This window comes from Alteromonas sp. R7 (genome assembly GCF_055755235.1).
The window spans coordinates 410,227-428,583 of record NZ_JBVTQX010000002.1 but is presented as its reverse complement, the minus strand read 5'-3'; the positions used below and the strand labels follow the sequence as shown (position 1 = coordinate 428,583).

The window sequence follows — 18,357 nt, the reverse complement described above, 5'->3', positions numbered from 1 at the left end:
AGATAACTCGACAAAATTGTTAGTAATTTCATGAATTATCGTTGAATCGGCGGCTAATCTAACGGTATTTGTAGCGAAAATCTAATACTTGTTGAAAATGGAAAGGCAATAAGATCATTGCCTTTCCCTGTATACCTTCAGGGTGACTAACCTTTTCTCGCTATTTTCGCTTCCAATAAAGCGATCTCTCTTTTGCGACCTGAATCTGCAATAGGACGATCAGCGCGCGCTGGGGCGTCGAGCGCTTTCTTGGCAAACTTGAGCGCTTGCTCATATTTTCCATTATCGAACAAGTACTCGGCGTAGAAATAGTTGGGGTCTATCCCGTCAGGGTTTATTTCAAGTGCATGCTTCAGCAAATTCTCAGCTTTTTTGTCGTTACCAAAGCTAATAGGCCAACCCGGAAGCTTATGGTACAGCACGCCTAGACTGGTCATCGCTGAGCCCGAGAGTGCATTTTCATCTAGTCGCATTGCATGTTCGAAACTCTTACGAGCATCTTTTGCGTAGTCCAGAGCACCAAGTCCCCCCTTGGCACCGGCTGTACTGGATTGAATTATGCCTTGCCAAATCAATAACTCAGGGTTATTGGGTTCTGCCTTTACGAAAGATTTAGCGGTATTAATAAGGGCGACGAATGCTTTTTCCTTTTCTGCATCATCAAGTTCATAGTTAATATGTGCCCATTGATGCTGAAGTATCTTTAAAGGGCTGGTAGCCGTTTCGCTTAAGGCTGATGTCGGCGCTGTACTTTCTGTGACTTCGTTAGCTTGAGCCATAGCAGTGTGACTTAATGCCAGACCGAGTCCCAGAATTACCGTGGTGCTAAGCGTGGTTAATTTCTTCATAATAATGTCCTCGTGTTAAACCAGCTTGTTACCCAGGCGGGTATCGTTTTGAGCGCTGGTCTGTTTGTCTTGTGATTGCGCTTTTTGAAAGGCATAGCGTTTAATTGTTGGAAGTTTCTTTGCCAACGCGTTGTCAACAACACTGGGAACTAGCGCGTTAAGCTTGGCAAAAAAGCGTTCAGCACGTCCTAGCGCGACCCTTGGCAAATTGTTTTCTAACTGTTTAATGAATGCTTGTGCTACTGCATCAGGCTCGTCTGTCTGGTTGCCCAATGCCTCATTTAGCGCATTAGCGCGATCGTCATTTATGTCGGTACGCGTTGAGCGTGGCGCTAGATAGTGAAATTTAATTTTGCTATCGCTGAATTCTCTGTGCATCGCTTCCGTCCAGCCTTTCAAAGCGAATTTAGTTGCGCAGTAGGTTCCGTGCGCAGCAAAACCTATGCTTCCAAAAGCTGAGCCTACATTCACGACATGCGCAGACGGTCTACGTTCGAGTAACGGCAGTAGGCGTTGGGTTAGTAGCATCGGAGCCAGCATATTTGTCGACACAATTGACTCGACTGGGGTGCCCTCAAACTCGCCCACATAGGTAATGCCAGCATTGTTAACCAGAATACTTAAAGGAAGTCGTTGGCAGGCACTTACTACTCTATCTTTGCCTTCATCTGACGTAATGTCAGCCACAATGGCAGTATGATGAAGGGTTAAATTTTGTTGCAGCTGTTCGAGCTTCGCCTTACTTCTGCCAGTTAGGATAATGTGCGCGCCTTTTTCATCAAGCGCCTTGGCTATTGCTTGACCAATACCGCCAGTTGCACCTGTAAGAAGTACCACTTGATTACGCCACTGAATATTCATTGTAGTTACCTTAACGTGTTATCAATTTACCTCGGGGGATAAGCACCAGAGGTAAACCCTTGAATTCAAGCAACCTGTTCCAGACCGTGTTCAGGTGTTAATTCGCGAAAGATATCTCCGTATAAGCGATAAAACATGTTCGCGCTGTGAATGATCATTTGCTGCTCTTTGGGGTCAGTAATTTTGTTCATAAGCCCTTCAAAGAAAACAATGTGCTCTTGGTCTAGCGCACCGTGAGAGGTAAGGTATTTAAACGCTGATTTAGGCAGAGATAACTTGTCTTTGATTTGTTTTGCAGCCGCGTCGGCAAGCGCAATACTTGTACCCTCTAAAACGAATACCATGCCGAAGAAATACAGTGGGCTTTTGCGTGCTATTGCATCAAAAGCATAGGCAACCATTAATTCGGTGGCGGGTGCAGGCTGACTTATCCTCGCCTGTTCTTTATCAACGCCACAGGCTGCAAGGTCGTTAAGGATCCACTCTTGGTGACCCATTTCTTCTTCAATGTATTCACCAATTGCTTCTCTTAGCCATTCCTTATCTTCGTTGAGTTTGGCACCTGTAGCCATAAGCAGGGGAACAGTAAACTTAACGTGATGATAAGCCTGTTGAAGAAAGGCAATATAGTCGTTCAGATTAAAATCACCGTTAAAGCAGCGTTGTATAATCGGCGCCTGTAAGAATGACTGTCTGGCATGTTCGGTGTTGCTTTGAAGTTGCTGATAGAAATTCATAAATTATTCCTTGATAACAAATTGAGAAGAAAATGCTGTTGTACTTTGAACGCTGTATTGGTGTTGGTCTTGGCTCTGGTAGAGCATGTCTAAGTCAGTCGCGTAGCGGGTAATTATTGCGTCACGTTTCAGTTTTCCCGTTGGGGTAAGCAGTTGGTTTTCTGGCGTGCAAAGACCGATGGTGGCGAAATTAACAACTTGCGCATAGTCAGGTAACTGCTTATTGATAAGCGCCACGGCGCTTTGAATCTGTGTATTAGAAAGAGTATTGGAAGCGGGTACGAGGAGCGCGACACAGTAGGGTTTAGCTTCGCAATACACCAAAGCCTGCCTAAACAGTCCTGTTCCCAGCAATAAAGATTCAATCCACTCTGGCGATACGTTTCTACCAAAGCTGTTCACCATTATGTTTTTTATACGCCCATTCAGCGTAAGTGTGTTGTCAGAAAAGGCGCCTAAATCGCCGGTTCTGACCTGGGTCGGATAAAATGAGGAAGGTTGATTCAGATAGCCCAGAAAGTGGTTGCCTGTAACTACGATTTCACCCTCTTCGATGTGCAGTTGATTATGACCAAGCGTTTTTCCGGCACTGCCGATCGTATTGCAATTGGGCGTGTTCAATGTTGATACTGATACCGCTTCAGATAAGCCATAACCTTCAAATACTGGTAATCCCTTCGCTTGGGCTTGCGCCAGCAAAGTGGGCGCTACATGTGCACCGCCAACAGCAATGAACATTAGTGATGAAGGTGGTGTCCAGCCCTTATTACATGCCTGTACTAGCACCATTAGCAAGTCGGGCACCAAAATCACAGACGATGGTTGAACGCGGTCTATCAGTGACAGCAGTGCGTTTGGATTAACGAGTTTGCTTCCTTGAAATCCGCGCTCAGATGCTGTGGCTAAATAAACTGTGCCGCCGTGGTACAGAGGGGCGTAAACACCTGCAATATTTTCAAGTAGGGTAGACAATGGCAGTAAACACAGGTGGTTCACTATTTCTGGTTGAACAGCGCGCTCAATAGAATGGGCAACTTTCCATTGCGATTCAGTTGACAGGCACACGCCTTTCGGTGAGCCCGTAGAGCCAGAAGTAAAGGTTATTTTGTTAGTACCTACAGGTGTGTATACACGAGAGTCATGTTTGAGTGGATGAGCGACAATGTCGTGTTCGCTATCAATAACAGTCGGTGACTCACTCCATTCACTTAGTTCACCACCGCGATTGGTCAATAAAAAGTGACACTGGCTCTCATTTAATACATGTTCTTGTTGGGAAGCGGTAAAAAATAGCGGAACGGGGATACAGCAGACGTTAGCCTGTTGGCAGGCTAAATCAGCAATCACCCATGCAAAGCTATTGTCGAAGGCAATGCCCACCCTCTCGGCATTGTGGTTTGTTATCCAGCTTGCGAGGTTCTCGACAGCGCTCAAAAGGGTGCGGTAAGTCATTGAACCGTCTTTGTATTTCAGCGCAACGTCATCGTCGTGCCCGTTTATATACTGATTAAGCAACATACGCTGTTTCCTTTTTTGTGCAGATATTTTGCGTTAACGCATCCACATTTGCGGAAATAAGCTCAATTGCACGTTGGTAATGAGCATTAAGTTCAGGGCAGCCAATAATGTGTTGGGTTACGTGATGTAGCGACAGGGCAGTAACCTGAGGAGCGGTGTCATAATAGGTGCCCCAGTCATCGCTATTCCCTTGAAGTTTTGACACATCGGCTTTAACAAGGGGGTGGAGTTGAATACCCGCGCCCATGAGTAAAGAGGTAAGCTGTGAGGTCGCACTGAAAACCAGATATTTGCTACCACATCGTTTTAAAACGAAGAACAGGGCAAATAACAAGGGGAGGGTATAGCGCGATGCACTGCTAAAAAGGTTACCAACTTCAGCAATATGCGCTCTGTTTACGGTTATCCCTTGTAAGGTGAGGGCAGTTTCTACCGAAGTGTTAAGGTATTGCTCTATAAAAAGAGAATTATACTGACCATCATAGGTGGCAAATCTTGCGCCTGCGGTGGCTTTAACTCCCTTAGCATCAAGAGCAAACAGCATAGGCATAAAGGAAGTCACTCGCGCGTTGTAGCGAGCTTTAAAACCACTCGCTATAAACGCTTCAATACGGCGGCGGGCATTATGTCCATGTTTTGCCGCGATAAAGGTTATAGCGGGCTTTTCCTTTGAGACAATCGCAGATTGCTGACTAGCAACCTGGGTTGGAACAGAAGCTAAAACGTGACTCATAAACATGCTCATTGGTTTTGCGATGTTATGAGTATTTACGCGAGACCTTAAGAGAACCTTAAGTGGGAAAAACTTTTATAAATGTCAGCCCAAAATGTTAAGAACGCCCAAGCTAATTAATCGCTTGAGCCGTCATAGCTATTAAAAACTGGGCCGTTAGCCGGTAAATCACAGGTAGCGTTCGCAGCAGTGGCAGGAAGCAATAACCATTCGTCACGGTGGGCTACACCCAGTGAAGTGGCTTGCGATAAGTCTACACATTGAAATTTGTAGTCACTTGGAACTAACAAAAAACGTTGACGTATTAGCGGTCTAACCCGCTGGCCTGAAATCTTTGTCTGCTCGCGGGAAGGCTCGGAAGTATCGGTCAACCAAGCCCACGCTGTACCGTTTTCTACTTCTTTAGGGGTATGGTAACCAAAATGAGCCATTTCAAAGGGTGAATAAAGCAAATACTGTTCTTTAAAGCTGACTATCCCTACCTCGAAGGCAGTTGAATCCTTCGTCAACATATTACTTATTTGGCTTTCTGCATTTTGAAGGACTATACGGGGAGTACGGTAGTCGTTTAGCAGCCATGCACCGAATGTGGAAGGAATTACAGTTAAAATGAAAAGCCATGCCAGTAATTGGCGGGCGAGTAATTCTCCATCCCCTGCGTTGCGCTTTTTATTGTAAACATAGTAGACAATATGAGTACAAAGCCCAGCGAATCCGAGTACAAGTAATACTATGCTTAAACGAACAAGGGTTTCGCTGTCGCTGTCAAAGCGCGTCATCAGCTTAGCAGCGGTGGGCTCGTGAAAAAGCAGTGCTAAGCCAGCAATCAATAAAACGGCAGATATTAACGAAGTAACTGCGCGCGCAAAAAGCACCAACCCTCTTGATACAGTCGAATTCGCAAGTACCAGACCAGCAACCATACTCAACGCAGGCAGTGCCGGTAAAACATAAACACCACGTTTACCTGGGCTGATACTAAAGAAAATGACAACCAATATTACCCATATCAACAAGGGTGAGTAAGCGGGGTTGTGAGTAAGTACATTTTTTAACGACTTAGCTTTTGATACAAGTATGGCAATTGGAGTTATCCAAAATACAGGAATAACTTCAACAATATAGTAATACCAGGGCTCTATGTGGTGCCAGGCATTGGCATATCGCTCAGCCGTTTGTTTAAACAAAATGTTCGACAAGTATTGTTGTATTTGAGGCTCTTGTTTTACCAAACCAAGATAAAGCAGAGGTGCAAGCCACATCGCCACAACTGATAGCATGATTAAGGGGCCAAACAACATGCGCAATGACCACTTGCCGCGATGTGAGCCGCTGGTAAATGCGAAAAATGCAATGGGGATAAATAAAAGAACAGGTAAAAAGCCAACGCCTTTGGTTATGATCCCAAGCCCCATAAAGAACCATGCTGCAAAGTACCACCGCCAATTAACATGCACATAAAAGTGCTGAATGAGTCCGTAGACGCCAATCCAAATAAAGCAGGCGACAAGGGCATCTATTTGAGCGAATTTGGCTTGAATAAGGAACTGAGGGCTCAGTAGAAGTACGAGCATACTCAACATTGCCGCTTTTTCATTGGCAAGTCTTAGCGATAGCTTGTAGGTTAACCCCAAAGTGACAAGGCTTGCGATAGCGTTAGGCAGGAGCATAGCCACCTTCAGGCTACCCGTAATAAGGTAAAAGAAGGCAATACACCACATAAACACAGGGGGCTTGTCTGGATAAATTTCGCCACCGCGCATGGGCACAAGCCACTGTCCGCTGTTCACCATCTCTTTTGCGACCAATGCGAATCGGGGCTCATCGGGGGGCCAAGCATCTCTGAAACCCAGACCAACAAATATCAGAGCACAGGCAATAAAGAACAGGGTAGATGCATGGCTATTTAAATTAAGCATAAGCCTCACGACGGCTCACTCCTACGAGCAATGCCTGATAAGGATAGAAGTAGAAGAAGGCTAATGATTAAGCCACCAATTTGTAAAGGCTGTTCAAGGGAACTGACAAATCGAGAACCGCTTCCAAGCAAGGTAAACAAAAAAGTTTGAGGCGCAAAGCCGATTGCACTTGCAGCAATAAACGGGAAAAACGGAACGCTTAGCACACCTGCGACGGCGTTTGTGATTAGGTTGGAGCCAACAGGGAATAAACGAACAATTAGCACATTGCGAAAACTTCGCTTGGCCAGTTTGTTTTCAACAGGCTTTAATTTTGTACCTAAAAGACGGACGGCAAGTGAGCGCAGAGGGCCATTTGCTAATGCATAGGCTATGCATGCAGACAATACCGTTAGCAACAAAGCAATTAATCCTCCCTGCAATGCGCCAAAGCCCACTCCGCAAAAAAAACTGACAGCCTGACGGGGAAAACCCATGGTTAAAAGTACAACACAACCACTCAGTATCATGCACAGCGATTGCCAATTTAAATTTGAAATATAGGCATTCAACCAATCTGTATCATCACCGTGCTTCCATAGTTCACCAGTGACCTCAAGCGACACATAGCAGACAAGCGCGATGCTTGCTGCCCCGATGAAAAACTTTATGAATTTTTTGAGGCGGCGAAGATTAGTCTTCATGACCAATTCCGCTGGCAATGTGATTAAGCTTATTTCTGTACATTAGCCATCTGACGCCAAGCATATCGATGATTCCTGCCCAGCCACGATTCCACGCTGTGTAATTTGATTTACCTTCTAAGCGGGCGCGATGATTGACCGATACACATACCACTTCTCCTCCAAGCCTTTTAGTTAAAGCGGGAATATATCGGTGCATATGGTCGAAGTAGGGCAAAAGTAAAAAGGTACTTCTTGGGAGGAGTTTCAAGCCACAGCCCGTGTCTGGTGTGTCGTCCTGTAGGATCCACTGGCGAACACGATTGGCAACTTTAGACTGAAATCGCTTCCACGGGGTATCTTTTCGCTTTTGACGATGCCCGATAACGCAGAAGTGCGCTGCATTAGTCTCTTTAGCTGCGCGAATAAGTCGCGGTATATCAGCAGGATCGTTTTGCCCATCAGCATCAAGGGTGATGATCCACTTTCCTTTTGCCTGTAAAACGCCGTGAAAAACCGAAGTGCTTTGACCGCAGCTCATAGGGTGGACGATGACACGACAACTTACCGGCAAGGTGCTTGAAAGGTTATGCAGCAAGGCTAGGGAGTCGTCGCTGCTACCGTCATCAACAACAATAATTTCTGTCGTTGTACTTGGAACCACTTCTGCAATTTCTCGTAACAAAGCAGAAAGGTTTTTGGCTTCATTTTTAGCAGGTAAAACAACACTGACGTCAAACTGGTGCATAAGAATATTTGGTAAATCATCGAATGACGTGCACTTTAAATGTTGAACCTTAAGGAAAGCTTAAGTTAGGCGCTAAAGTGCAAACTTGCATTAAAATTCGTATTCCAAGGACATGCGAAGTGTGTGATCTTTACTGTCACCATTTAGTCCAGCAATAAAGCCCAGTTCCCATTTTAACTGCTTCTGTCGGTCAAAGCGTTTTATACCCATGAATGCTGGACCAACCCCGATAAAATCCTCTGCTACATACACTTCCAATCCAGGTTGTACTTCAGGGATCCAGCGATACCTAAACTTGGCTTTAAATTCGCTTTCCCATTCATTCTCAACAGTTTGACCCCACTCGTACACCAAGCTAACGTTAGTTGTTAAACTGAATTGGCCAAATTCTTTTTCTGTTAGTATCCCCGCTTTAACTTCCCAGTCATCGGTATTGTGCTGCTTTTCCAGCTCAAACAGCGTTGCCCAGTCAGCCCAGTATCGCCCTTGTTCAGTCATCATCCAGCGTAACTCTACTTCGTAGCTTTCTAAGCCAAAATCTTCATTTTCATCCCGCGCACCGACAAGGTATGTCTCGAGGATCATAAACTCTGAAAGTGCATGGCCGAATGAGAAGCGTTGCATTAAAACATTGCCATCGTCATTTTGTCTTGAGGTAAGTCGCCACTCAAACTCACGTTCAAAGGGTAATACATAAGGGTGATAAACCTTATCTACGGTAAAATTATCTGCATAACCGTTACTTGAAAACACGGCGCATAATGCGATAGCAGTAAGGAGAAAACGTCTCACTGTGCGACCTCCTGAATTTCATCAGAGAATCTCTTTTTTGAAGAAAAGAAAGCAATTAAATTAGGCACGATAAGTGCGAAGAAAAACACCAATAAATAGCTCATCGAGGGCGTAGCCTCATAGCCAACAAGAGAATTCAGAAGATGACCATATTCGCTATTGTCACTAATTATTGTGCTGCTATCCCATAGCTGCCTTGGCGATGGGAAGGTGTCAGTTTGTTCCAATAGTAATGCGATATTAGCGGTTTGAGCTGCCACAAATGTGGTTGCAAAAAAGTATGTTGCTCGCTTGCTAACAAAATGGGTGAGCAAAATATTAAGTAGAATCGCGATGCTAATACTTATACCCAGACCAATGATAGTGCCCAAGAGCAATAACGTACTATCACTATTACGTGATAACTCGGAAACAAAATAAACTAAAAAGTGCAGCGAATTGGGTAAGCCAATACCTATTACTAGCAGGGTGAGGCCTAGACTGAACCTATTCGACATGCGTGACGGCAAAAGGACAACAAGGCACATACCCAACCACGCAATAAAAAACAGTATTGATTTGAGATACTCAAATCCGGCACCTTCTGATAGCTGCGATACCAGTCCTAGCTGGGGGTAGGTAAATACAGCGAGCAATACCAGCAGCAACACCCGCCACGCAACGGCAAGCGTAGACACACGCGGCAGCGCCAGCAATACACTAATGAGCAGGAATATGGGCAAGGTGTCACGCAAGAAGAGAACGACAGTATTAATTAGCATCCAGCGTGTCCTCTTTGCTTTTAACTACTACCTTTCCTACGGCGCTATTAGGATGAAACTCGCCAAAAAAAGGATACTCACCGGCTTTTAATGGGCCAATAAAGATGGTCCCTCGGCTTTTCGCAAATATCACTTTTTCTCTGTTCAAAGAAAAGCTATCTATTTCTTCGGGAGTATCATCGAAATTGACAAAGGTTAGCTTTACTTTTTGCCCTGCAGGCACAATCACTTCCTGAGGAAAGAATAAGTGCTCTTTAATTTCCACCACCACTTCAGGTAAGGCGAACGCAAGGGGCGTATAAAAAGCACAAAGGGCTGAAAAGCAGAATAAAGAAATCTTAGAGTATGTAGTCATTGGAAAATGCCACCCTAACTTCTAATCCCCCGAGCGAACTTTCATCTAAAGAGAGCTCAGCCCCGTGTAATACAACGATTTGTTCTACAATGGCTAGCCCCAAGCCGCTTCCCGAATGAGGCGAGCTGTTAGATGCTCTTTTGAACCGGTTTAGCACGACAGCGCGCTGGTCAGCAGGGATGCCTGGCCCAGAATCGCAGACGCTTAAAATAAGCTCGTCTTTCCGTCGTTCAATCTTAATAATTATTTGTGCACCGCTAGGAGAGTATTTACTCGCATTGCTCACTAAGTTCTGAAGCAAGGTGTAAAGGACAAATTGAGAACTTAGCAACCAAGCTTCTTCTCCTTCCAGTGCTATCTCTTGGTTTTTATTTTCAATAGCGCCGTATAGGTCACTAATCACCTCTTGCGCGACCACGTGCACATTTACAGGTTCTCGCTGTTCTGCAAACGTTTCTGGGCTGGTGCGAGTAAGCAAAAGGAATTGATTTACCGCGTGGATCATTCTATCAGTGTCTGCTTTGAGCGGAGCCAACACGTGACCTTTTTCACCTAACTCGTTCGCTATATTGTGAATGTTTATTTTCATCACGCTGAGCGGAGTTCTAAGCTCATGCGCCGCGTTTGATGCGAATTGCTGCTCTCGTTCGAATGCTGAATTCAGTCGCGTGAACATGGTGTTTAACGTAGTAACAACAGGGCTAAGTTCACTGGGCTCACGGGATAACGCAATGGTAGAAAAATCATTACCCTGTCGGCTGGCAAGGAGTTTTGATAGGTGTTTTAACGGCGATAGTCCCCAAGTAATGCCAAAAAAGAGAATGAATGCAAGAATAGGCACACTAATTATAAAAGGGGTGATGGCGGCTACAGTTAGCGAGTCAGTTAAAGTGAAGCGACTACTTACGGGTTGAGCTACCATATACCAGCTATCATTATTCGGGTTAAACCGGGTATGTACCCGCCAGCGTGTACCCAGTGCGTTTACTTCAGAAAAACCCTCGGAGAAGCTGGTTAATGGCGTGCTTAGCGCGTCAGTAGATGAGCTGGCCAGCTTACCTTGTTTCCATACCTGGAAGAAAAGTGTCTGTTGCTGTGTGCGGGTGCCGCTATCTACGTATGAGATTGCCCGGGATAGCTCAACTAACTCGTTATCTAACAAGGTATTCGATATACCCAGTGTTGCGCGGTAGCCTTTAAGTGCTGCACTAAATATCACTAAAACAAGCGCGCTGATCAGTGTAAGAATTAGAAAGCGGCGAATTGAAGACAATTCACTCCCCCGATTTTGAAATACAATAACCGACGCCTCGAATAGTCTTAATAAACTCAGGAGGCATTTTCTTACGCAAATTACTCACGTGTACTTCTATTGTGTTGCTTGCCACTTCCTCTCCCCACTCATAAAGTTTATTTTCCAGCTGATCTTTACTCAGTATGCGCCCTGCGTTTTCAATAAGCGCTTTTAGTAGCATGAGTTCACGTCGAGGTAAGTGAACGTTTTGATTGTCGATAGTAAGCGTATGATGGGCAGTATCAAGGCTGACATTCTTAACACTAAGAATGGTGTGAGATGCTGTGCTCAGACGACGCTCAAGTACTCTAATCCTAGCTAACAGTTCTTCTATTTCAAACGGTTTAGGTAAGTAGTCGTCGGCGCCTGCATCTAAGCCAGAGATTTTGTCTAGTGTTTTATCCCGTGCAGTTAATATCAACACAGGAAGCGTTGCGTTTTTCTTTCGAATAGATTTTAGTACGTCGAGGCCATCAGTGTCGGGTAAACCCAAGTCAAGAATGACAATGTCACTTTGGCCCGCTCTAAGTGTTGCAAGAGCATCTGCGCCTGAATAAACACAGTCTACCGTGAAGTTGGCATTCTTTAGTGAAAGGGCGAGGGCGTCAGACAACGGCCTATCGTCCTCTACAAGCAGTACACGCATAAAAAACTCATTGATAAAAAAACAAATCAAAACACTAAACGAGAGACCTTAAGAAAACCTTAAGTGCTTGGTGTTTTACTCTGACATCTCTTTTTCGAGCGCGCGTATTGCTAAATCTTTGTATTTGTCCCACCGCGCGTAATCTAGTTTGTAAGGTATTGTTGGGTTGCCGAGCTCGTGAATTTTTCTACTTTCAGCATCGGCAAGCATTTCTGCTTTTCTGTGCCCTTCGAAGCTATCGAAGATACGTTCGAGTTCTCCATCATCTAGAATCCTGACAAGACCTAATCTCAATCTATTCGCGAGGGCAAGGTTATCCGGGCTAACAAAAAAGTACTCATAGTTGGGGTATTTTAATAGGTGGAACTGCTCTAAAGAGACATGCTTATCTTTGTGGCGTTCTAAATCGCGGTGTACTTCTATGATATTTCTGGGGAAAGCGTCAACTAGCCCCTTATCTACCATAGAGTACATAGAATGGAACCAAAGGCTCCAATCTTCACCACTTACGTTATAGCCATTTGCTTTAAGTACACTTAAATCTGGCCAGTCTGCGCCTTGAACCATGGTTGATTGCTTTAATGCTTCGCCGGTTTGTTGGGCAAAACTGGACTGCTCAGAAGGGTTAATCACCAATACGCGATAACCTGAATAACCTTTCAGCAGTGGTAACTTAATGGGCAGAAGACGCTGCTCTCGGTTACTGTTGGTGACACTCCACATTACATCCGCATCGCCTTTTAGCAAAGTAACAAGCTGACGACTCTGACTCATAGGATGGGGGTGAGGGGTTAAAGCAACATCACCGTATTCTGGTGTTGCTGCGATAACTGCACTGAGTACAGCTACGTGATAACTTCCATAATCATCATCGGCAAACGCACGTGTATATACTAACTCCTCAGCATTAACACTGGCCATAAGTAGCGTGTGTAGCATCATCATTGAAGCTACGAAGCGAGACATTTTCATTTTGTTTTTATAACGGTTCCAAATACAACGTTTTGACGTTACCTCAAATCGGTTTCTATGTCATCGGCAGATGATGGAATTTTATCCATATTTTTTGTTCTTAGGGGTTCGCATTTCCTTCAATTCCTGTATAATTCGCGCCCTGCCCAGTTACGCCCACCTTTGGGAAGGTGGAAGAATCAGCCGGCTCGAAGGGGTCATTGTGTTGATTTTAAGGTGATTTCTGGTGTTCAGAAATCAGTAACGACGATATTATTCGGGTGAATTTGAAAATGAAAACTTTTGTTGCTAAGCCAGAAACGGTACAACGTGACTGGTATGTGGTAGACGCCACAGACAAAACTCTAGGCCGTTTGGCTTCTGAAATCGCACTACGCCTTCGTGGTAAGCACAAGCCAGAGTACACACCTCACGTGGACACTGGTGATTACATCGTAGTAATCAATGCTGAGAAAGTTGCGGTAACAGGCCGTAAAGCGCAAGACAAAATGTACTATGCGCACTCTGGTTACCCAGGTGGTCTTAAAGAGACAAACTTTGAAAAACTAATTGCTCACAAGCCAGAAATGGTTATTGAAAAAGCAGTTAAAGGCATGTTGCCAAAAGGCCCTCTAGGTCGCGCAATGTTCCGTAAAATGAAAGTTTACGCAGGTGCAGAGCACAAGCACACCGCACAGCAACCACAAGTTTTGGACATTTAAGGAGCTATTAACATGGCAGATACTCAATACTACGGCACAGGCCGCCGCAAAAGTTCTACTGCTCGTGTGTTCCTACGTCCAGGCACAGGTAGCATTAAAGTAAACCAACGCGCTCTTGACGAGTACTTTGGTCGTGAAACAGAGTGCATGGTTGTTCGTCAGCCACTTGAACTTGTTGAAATGACTGAAAAGTTCGACGTATACATCACTGTTAAAGGTGGTGGTTCTAACGGTCAAGCGGGTGCAATCCGTCACGGTCTTACTCGTGCTCTTATGGAGTATGATGAAACACTACGTCCAGCACTTCGTAAAGCTGGCTTCGTTACTCGTGACGCACGTCGCGTTGAACGTAAGAAAGTTGGTCTACACAAAGCGCGTAAGCGTCCACAATTCTCAAAGCGTTAATTTTTACGTTTTTTGTATTTGCAAAAACCCGGCCTATGCCGGGTTTTTTATTGCTTTTTTTCGATTACAAGTTGCCTGCGTCCCACATTCAGTAAAGCCTTCAAGCCTCTACAATTCATAACAAAGGTTTAATTTGCTGGTGTTATCTAACCAAATATTCTTCAAAACCTTGATTTTAGGCCTTTCCCTCACTAAACCTAAACACACCTTTTGAATTAAATTATCGCTTAAATATCAGTAAAACCTTGTGTTTATAAGGGCTTTTCTTTTATCATTTGCGGTCGAAAATTTTGAAAACTTTCGTGACCTCGTAAACCAGTAAATTTTTACTGTTACGTCGCTGTCATGACAAGCCATATGATGCATGACGCAAGCGTGATAAAACCAGTATAAGCTTGGGTTACACATCATAATTATCCAAACCTGGAGAAATGTGGATGAGCAATGTATCTGTAGATGCAACAGAGTCTGCACACAATGAAAACCAGCCAGAAAACAACACTCGTCGTCGGTTCTTGACCGTTGCCACGTCGGTAGTTGGTGGTGTAGGTGTCGTTGGTGCTGCTGTGCCTTTTATTGCGTCCTGGAATCCAAGCGCCAAAGCGAAAGCCGCCGGTGCTGACGTTGAAGTAGATATCAGCGGGATTGAGCCTGGACAGTTAGTACGTGTGATGTGGCGAAGCAAGCCTGTGTGGATTGTACGTCGTACGCCAGAAATTCTTGAAGAATTAGGCACGCACGAAGATAAGCTGAAAGATCCTAACTCTGAAGCTGAGCAGCAGCCTGCCTTTGCTCAAAACCGTTTCCGTTCAATGAAGGAAGAGTACCTTATCCTTGTTGGTATCTGTACTCACTTGGGTTGCTCTCCACAGCATCTTAAAGACGGTGCATTTGAAGAAGTGGTTGAAGGCGTTCCAGATGGATTCTTCTGCCCGTGCCACGGTTCGAAATTCGACATGGCTGGACGTGTATTCCAAAACGTTCCTGCACCGTTGAACCTGGTTGTACCGCCATATCAATTCGTTGATGACAATAACATCATCATCGGTTCAGAAGCGGAGGCCGTGTAATATGAATGCTTTCCTAGGTTGGATTGAAGAACGCATCCCAATGATGCGCGTTGCGAATATGCACGCTCTTCAATATCCTGCTCCAAAGAACATGAACTTCTGGTATGTGTTCGGTTTTCTAGCAACTATTGTTTTGGTAAACCAGATTGTTACTGGTATTTGGTTGACCATGAACTTCGTTCCATCTTCAGAAGGCGCATTTGCTTCTGTTGAATACATCATGCGTGAGATCGACTACGGTTGGATCATTCGTTACATGCACAGTACTGGCGCATCAGCGTTCTTTATTGTGGTATATCTACACATGTTCCGTGGCATGATTTACGGCTCTTATCAGAAGCCTCGTGAGCTTCTATGGGTGTTTGGTATGTTTATTTACCTAGCGCTTATGGCAGAAGCTTTCATGGGTTACGTACTACCTTGGGGACAAATGTCTTACTGGGGTGCACAGGTAATCGTATCGCTATTTGGTGCTATTCCTGTTGTTGGTCCTGACCTTGTTATCTGGCTACAAGGTGACTACGTTATCTCTGGCGCAACACTAAACCGCTTCTTCGCATTACACGTTATTGCGTTGCCGTTGGTTATCGTTATTCTTGTGTTCCTTCACATTATTGCACTTCACGAAGTGGGTTCTAACAACCCTGATGGTATCGCTATCAAGCACAAGAAAGGTTCACTACCTGAGTCTGAAAAGACGAAGTATGAAATTCATGAATACTACACAAGCAAGTACGACATTGCTGATGACGTATTGCCGTTCTTCCCACACATCGTACTTAAAGACCTTGTGGCGTTCTGTGTATTCTTAGCATTGTTCACTTACGTGCTGTTCTTTGCCCCTGAAATGGGCGGTAAATTCCTAGAGCACCCTAACTTTGAAATTGCTAACCCACTTAAAACACCAGAGCATATCTTCCCTGTTTGGTACTTCACACCGTTCTACGCGGTACTAAAAGCGGTTCCTGATAAGCTATTCGGTGTATTAGCGATGTTCGGTGCAATTGCTGCGCTATTTGCTCTGCCTTGGTTAGACCGTGGTCGTGTTAAGTCATGGCGCTATCGTTGTGGCCTACACAAAGTAAACCTTATCGTGTTTGCAATTGTGTTTATCTTCCTAGGTTACCTAGGTGGTACACCGCAAGAAAACTGGAAAATCATTGCGTCGCAAGTTGCAACGGTAATGTACTTCGGTTTCTTCGTAGCACTGTTCTTGTACAGCAAAAACGAAAACACTAAACCTGTGCCAGAGAGGATTTCTAAATGAAAAAAATGATGTGCTTTTTAGCCTTCTTCCTACCTGGCGTAGCGCTTGCGGCAGGCGGGAACGTACACCTGGATAAAGCCCCTATCGATTTAACCGATAAGGCGTCTTTACAGCGCGGTGCACAATTGTTCATGAACTACTGCTTAGGCTGTCACTCAATGAAGTATCAGCGCTATCAGCGTTCATTCCAAGACTTGGGTATTCCTGACGAACTAGGTCAAGAATACCTGCAGTTCACGGGTGAAAAAGTGTCTGACTACATTACCCGTGCAATGCCAGAAGAAGCCGCTGCTGGCTGGTTCGGTGCTGCTCCACCAGACCTAACGCTAGTGGCTCGTGTTCGTGGCGAAGACTGGATTTACACTTACCTGCGCTCTTTCTATGTTGACGAAAGCCGCCCATTTGGTGTGAACAACACAGTATTCCCAGAAGTAGGTATGCCACACGTACTTCAACCACTTCAAGGTACGCCAACACGTACTTATGAAGAGCAAATGGTTGATGGAGAGATGGTTAAGCGTTATGTAGGCATTAAGTCAGATGGTACTGGCGCAATGTCTCCTGACGAGTACGACCAAGCTGTTGCCGATATCGTGAACTTCCTAGAGTACACAGGTGAGCCTTCTAAACTTGAATCTCACAAAATCGGTAAGTGGGTACTTATCTTTATCGCAGTATTGTTTGTATTTGTTTACTTACTGAAGAAAGAATACTGGCGAGAAGTGCACTAATCGCACAGATTTATGTATAATATGAAAAGGGGGCTTCTCGCCCCCTTTTTTGGTATTTACTCGTGCTATCTGAAAATCCTAGTAAATAGGGTCTTCAGGTAGCACGAGTTAACGTAATAAGCTTACCGTTTGTAAGCGTAAACTTGTTTCTCGACGGAGGAAATTGAATGGCCGTAGCCGCGAATAAACGTTCTATTATGACGTTGTTCTCTGACACAATTGATATTTATAGCCACCAGGTGCGTATTGTGTTGGCAGAAAAAGGTGTGGGTGTTGAAATCAGCTACACAGATCCTAGCAACTTGTCTGAAGATCTGTTGGAGCTTAACCCTTACGGTACTGTTCCAACTCTAGTTGATCGCGAGCTTGTACTTTACAAGTCGCACATCATCATGGAATACCTTGATGAGCGTTTCCCTCATCCACCACTTATGCCGGTTTACCCAGTATCACGTGGTCAGAGCCGCCTTATGATGCACCGCATCGAGCAAGACTGGTACTCGCTTGCTGCCCGTATTTTCCGTGGCGAAGGTGATGTAGAAGCAGCACGTAATGAGCTGCGTGAAGCTTTGCTATCTCTTGCGCCTGTATTTGGTGAAATGCCTTACTTTATGAGCGAAGAGTTCAGCTTAGTTGATTGCTATCTTGCTCCGCTATTATGGCGTTTACCTGCACTAGGTATTGAACTAAACGGTGCTGGCAGCAAAGAAATTAACGCTTACATGAACCGTATTTTCTCTCGTAGTTCATTTAAAGCGTCTTTGACTGACCAAGAGCGTGAGATCCACAACCCGCTATGACATCTATGACGTCAAACCAGCCCTATTTGCTTAGGGCTTTTTATGAGTGGATTGTTGATAACGACTTAACGCCGTACATTGTGGTAGATGCAACCAACGAGTTGGTTGAAGTGCCGCAGGAATTCGTTAAAGACGGTCAGATCGTTTTAAACGTATCACCTAGTGCGTGTGTTAACTTTTCTCTTGATTTAGATGGCTTATCGTTTCAAGCGCGCTTCTCTGGGCAACCTAGAAGATTAAGTATGCCTTGTGAAGCGGTAATGGCTATTTACGCAAGAGAAAATGGTGCAGGTACGGTATTCGCCACTGAAGAAGATGTGGCTCGTGCGCAGCAAGAGCGTCCAGAAACATCTGAAGATGTTTCTCAACCTAGCGGCCCGACGTCGCTGGAAGATGCTGATGCAAGCGACGTGAAAGACGCACCTGTTCCACCTAAAAAGGGTAAACCTACCCTTAAAGTTATTAAGTAGCTTATTAAGTAACTTATTAAATAGCTTATCAAATAATGTAATAGCCTGGTTTTGTGAAGTTTATCTA

21 protein-coding genes are annotated in these 18,357 nt (G+C 44.8%); 7 read left to right on the top strand and 14 right to left on the bottom strand.

Annotated features, from left to right (window positions below):
- Nucleotides 1-146: 146 nt before the first annotated feature.
- From AC0J2X_RS04710 to AC0J2X_RS04645, 14 genes are all read right to left on the bottom strand, one after another.
- A complete protein-coding gene (locus AC0J2X_RS04710) occupies nucleotides 147-848 on the bottom strand; it encodes a tetratricopeptide repeat protein (RefSeq protein WP_061439581.1) in 702 nt (233 codons plus the stop codon).
- A gap of 15 nt (nucleotides 849-863) precedes the next feature.
- A complete protein-coding gene (locus tag AC0J2X_RS04705) occupies nucleotides 864-1,709 on the bottom strand; it encodes an SDR family oxidoreductase (protein WP_061439583.1) in 846 nt (281 codons plus the stop codon).
- A 65-nt stretch (nucleotides 1,710-1,774) separates the two neighbouring features.
- On the bottom strand, nucleotides 1,775-2,446 hold the full coding sequence (locus tag AC0J2X_RS04700; protein ID WP_014975712.1) for a TenA family transcriptional regulator: 672 nt from the start codon (nucleotides 2,444-2,446) through the stop codon (nucleotides 1,775-1,777).
- Between the two features lie 3 nt (nucleotides 2,447-2,449).
- Nucleotides 2,450-3,964 (bottom strand): AMP-binding protein, encoded by a 1,515-nt coding sequence (locus AC0J2X_RS04695; RefSeq protein WP_061439588.1) that lies wholly within the window; start codon nucleotides 3,962-3,964, stop codon nucleotides 2,450-2,452.
- A complete protein-coding gene (locus AC0J2X_RS04690) occupies nucleotides 3,954-4,697 on the bottom strand; it encodes a thermostable hemolysin (protein ID WP_061486929.1) in 744 nt (247 codons plus the stop codon). Before AC0J2X_RS04690 ends, AC0J2X_RS04695 begins: the two co-directional genes overlap by 11 nt.
- A 116-nt stretch (nucleotides 4,698-4,813) precedes the next feature.
- On the bottom strand, nucleotides 4,814-6,625 hold the full coding sequence (locus AC0J2X_RS04685; protein ID WP_081106062.1) for an ArnT family glycosyltransferase: 1,812 nt from the start codon (nucleotides 6,623-6,625) through the stop codon (nucleotides 4,814-4,816).
- Complete coding sequence (locus AC0J2X_RS04680; protein ID WP_014975715.1) at nucleotides 6,622-7,299, bottom strand: TVP38/TMEM64 family protein; 678 nt, start codon at nucleotides 7,297-7,299, stop codon at nucleotides 6,622-6,624. The genes AC0J2X_RS04685 and AC0J2X_RS04680 overlap by 4 nt, the downstream gene beginning before the upstream one ends.
- The gene (locus tag AC0J2X_RS04675; RefSeq protein WP_014975716.1) at nucleotides 7,289-8,026 is read right to left on the bottom strand and encodes a glycosyltransferase family 2 protein; all 738 of its coding nucleotides are present in this window, start codon (nucleotides 8,024-8,026) and stop codon (nucleotides 7,289-7,291) included. Before AC0J2X_RS04675 ends, AC0J2X_RS04680 begins: the two co-directional genes overlap by 11 nt.
- 90 nt (nucleotides 8,027-8,116) lie before the next feature.
- Complete coding sequence (locus tag AC0J2X_RS04670) at nucleotides 8,117-8,818, bottom strand: hypothetical protein (protein ID WP_014975717.1); 702 nt, start codon at nucleotides 8,816-8,818, stop codon at nucleotides 8,117-8,119.
- Complete coding sequence (locus AC0J2X_RS04665; RefSeq protein WP_014975718.1) at nucleotides 8,815-9,579, bottom strand: hypothetical protein; 765 nt, start codon at nucleotides 9,577-9,579, stop codon at nucleotides 8,815-8,817. The genes AC0J2X_RS04670 and AC0J2X_RS04665 overlap by 4 nt, the downstream gene beginning before the upstream one ends.
- Nucleotides 9,569-9,934 (bottom strand): cupredoxin domain-containing protein, encoded by a 366-nt coding sequence (locus AC0J2X_RS04660; protein ID WP_014975719.1) that lies wholly within the window; start codon nucleotides 9,932-9,934, stop codon nucleotides 9,569-9,571. The genes AC0J2X_RS04665 and AC0J2X_RS04660 overlap by 11 nt, the downstream gene beginning before the upstream one ends.
- Entirely contained in the window at nucleotides 9,918-11,207 is a 1,290-nt protein-coding gene (locus AC0J2X_RS04655) for a sensor histidine kinase (RefSeq protein WP_014975720.1), read from the bottom strand. Before AC0J2X_RS04655 ends, AC0J2X_RS04660 begins: the two co-directional genes overlap by 17 nt.
- Before the next feature lies 1 nt (nucleotide 11,208).
- Nucleotides 11,209-11,874: a response regulator gene (locus tag AC0J2X_RS04650; RefSeq protein ID WP_472995824.1), complete on the bottom strand. Its 666-nt coding sequence runs from the start codon at nucleotides 11,872-11,874 to the stop codon at nucleotides 11,209-11,211.
- Nucleotides 11,875-11,949: 75 nt separating this feature from the next.
- Nucleotides 11,950-12,846: a hypothetical protein gene (locus AC0J2X_RS04645; protein WP_014975722.1), complete on the bottom strand. Its 897-nt coding sequence runs from the start codon at nucleotides 12,844-12,846 to the stop codon at nucleotides 11,950-11,952.
- A 272-nt stretch (nucleotides 12,847-13,118) separates the two neighbouring features.
- Between AC0J2X_RS04645 and rplM the strand changes: the two genes are divergently transcribed.
- The 7 genes from rplM to AC0J2X_RS04610 all read left to right on the top strand — a co-directional run bounded on the left by rplM (nucleotide 13,119) and on the right by AC0J2X_RS04610 (nucleotide 18,290).
- Nucleotides 13,119-13,547, top strand: a complete 429-nt coding sequence (gene rplM, locus AC0J2X_RS04640) for a 50S ribosomal protein L13 (RefSeq protein ID WP_014948329.1) — start codon at nucleotides 13,119-13,121, stop codon at nucleotides 13,545-13,547.
- 12 nt (nucleotides 13,548-13,559) lie between these two features.
- Nucleotides 13,560-13,952 carry a 30S ribosomal protein S9 gene (gene rpsI, locus AC0J2X_RS04635; protein ID WP_014975723.1) on the top strand — a complete coding sequence of 131 codons (393 nt, stop codon included), beginning with the start codon at nucleotides 13,560-13,562 and terminating at the stop codon, nucleotides 13,950-13,952.
- A gap of 437 nt (nucleotides 13,953-14,389) precedes the next feature.
- The gene (gene petA / locus AC0J2X_RS04630) at nucleotides 14,390-15,022 is read left to right on the top strand and encodes a ubiquinol-cytochrome c reductase iron-sulfur subunit (RefSeq protein ID WP_049586157.1); all 633 of its coding nucleotides are present in this window, start codon (nucleotides 14,390-14,392) and stop codon (nucleotides 15,020-15,022) included.
- 1 nt (nucleotide 15,023) lies between these two features.
- Nucleotides 15,024-16,289, top strand: a complete 1,266-nt coding sequence (locus tag AC0J2X_RS04625) for a cytochrome b (RefSeq protein WP_014948332.1) — start codon at nucleotides 15,024-15,026, stop codon at nucleotides 16,287-16,289.
- Nucleotides 16,286-17,020, top strand: coding sequence for a cytochrome c1 (locus AC0J2X_RS04620; protein WP_014948333.1), 735 nt, complete (start codon nucleotides 16,286-16,288; stop codon nucleotides 17,018-17,020). The genes AC0J2X_RS04625 and AC0J2X_RS04620 overlap by 4 nt, the downstream gene beginning before the upstream one ends.
- Nucleotides 17,021-17,187: 167 nt before the next feature.
- Entirely contained in the window at nucleotides 17,188-17,820 is a 633-nt protein-coding gene (gene sspA, locus AC0J2X_RS04615; protein ID WP_012517332.1) for a stringent starvation protein SspA, read from the top strand.
- A complete protein-coding gene (locus AC0J2X_RS04610; protein WP_014948334.1) occupies nucleotides 17,817-18,290 on the top strand; it encodes a ClpXP protease specificity-enhancing factor in 474 nt (157 codons plus the stop codon). Before sspA ends, AC0J2X_RS04610 begins: the two co-directional genes overlap by 4 nt.
- The last annotated feature ends 67 nt before the right edge of the window (nucleotides 18,291-18,357 follow it).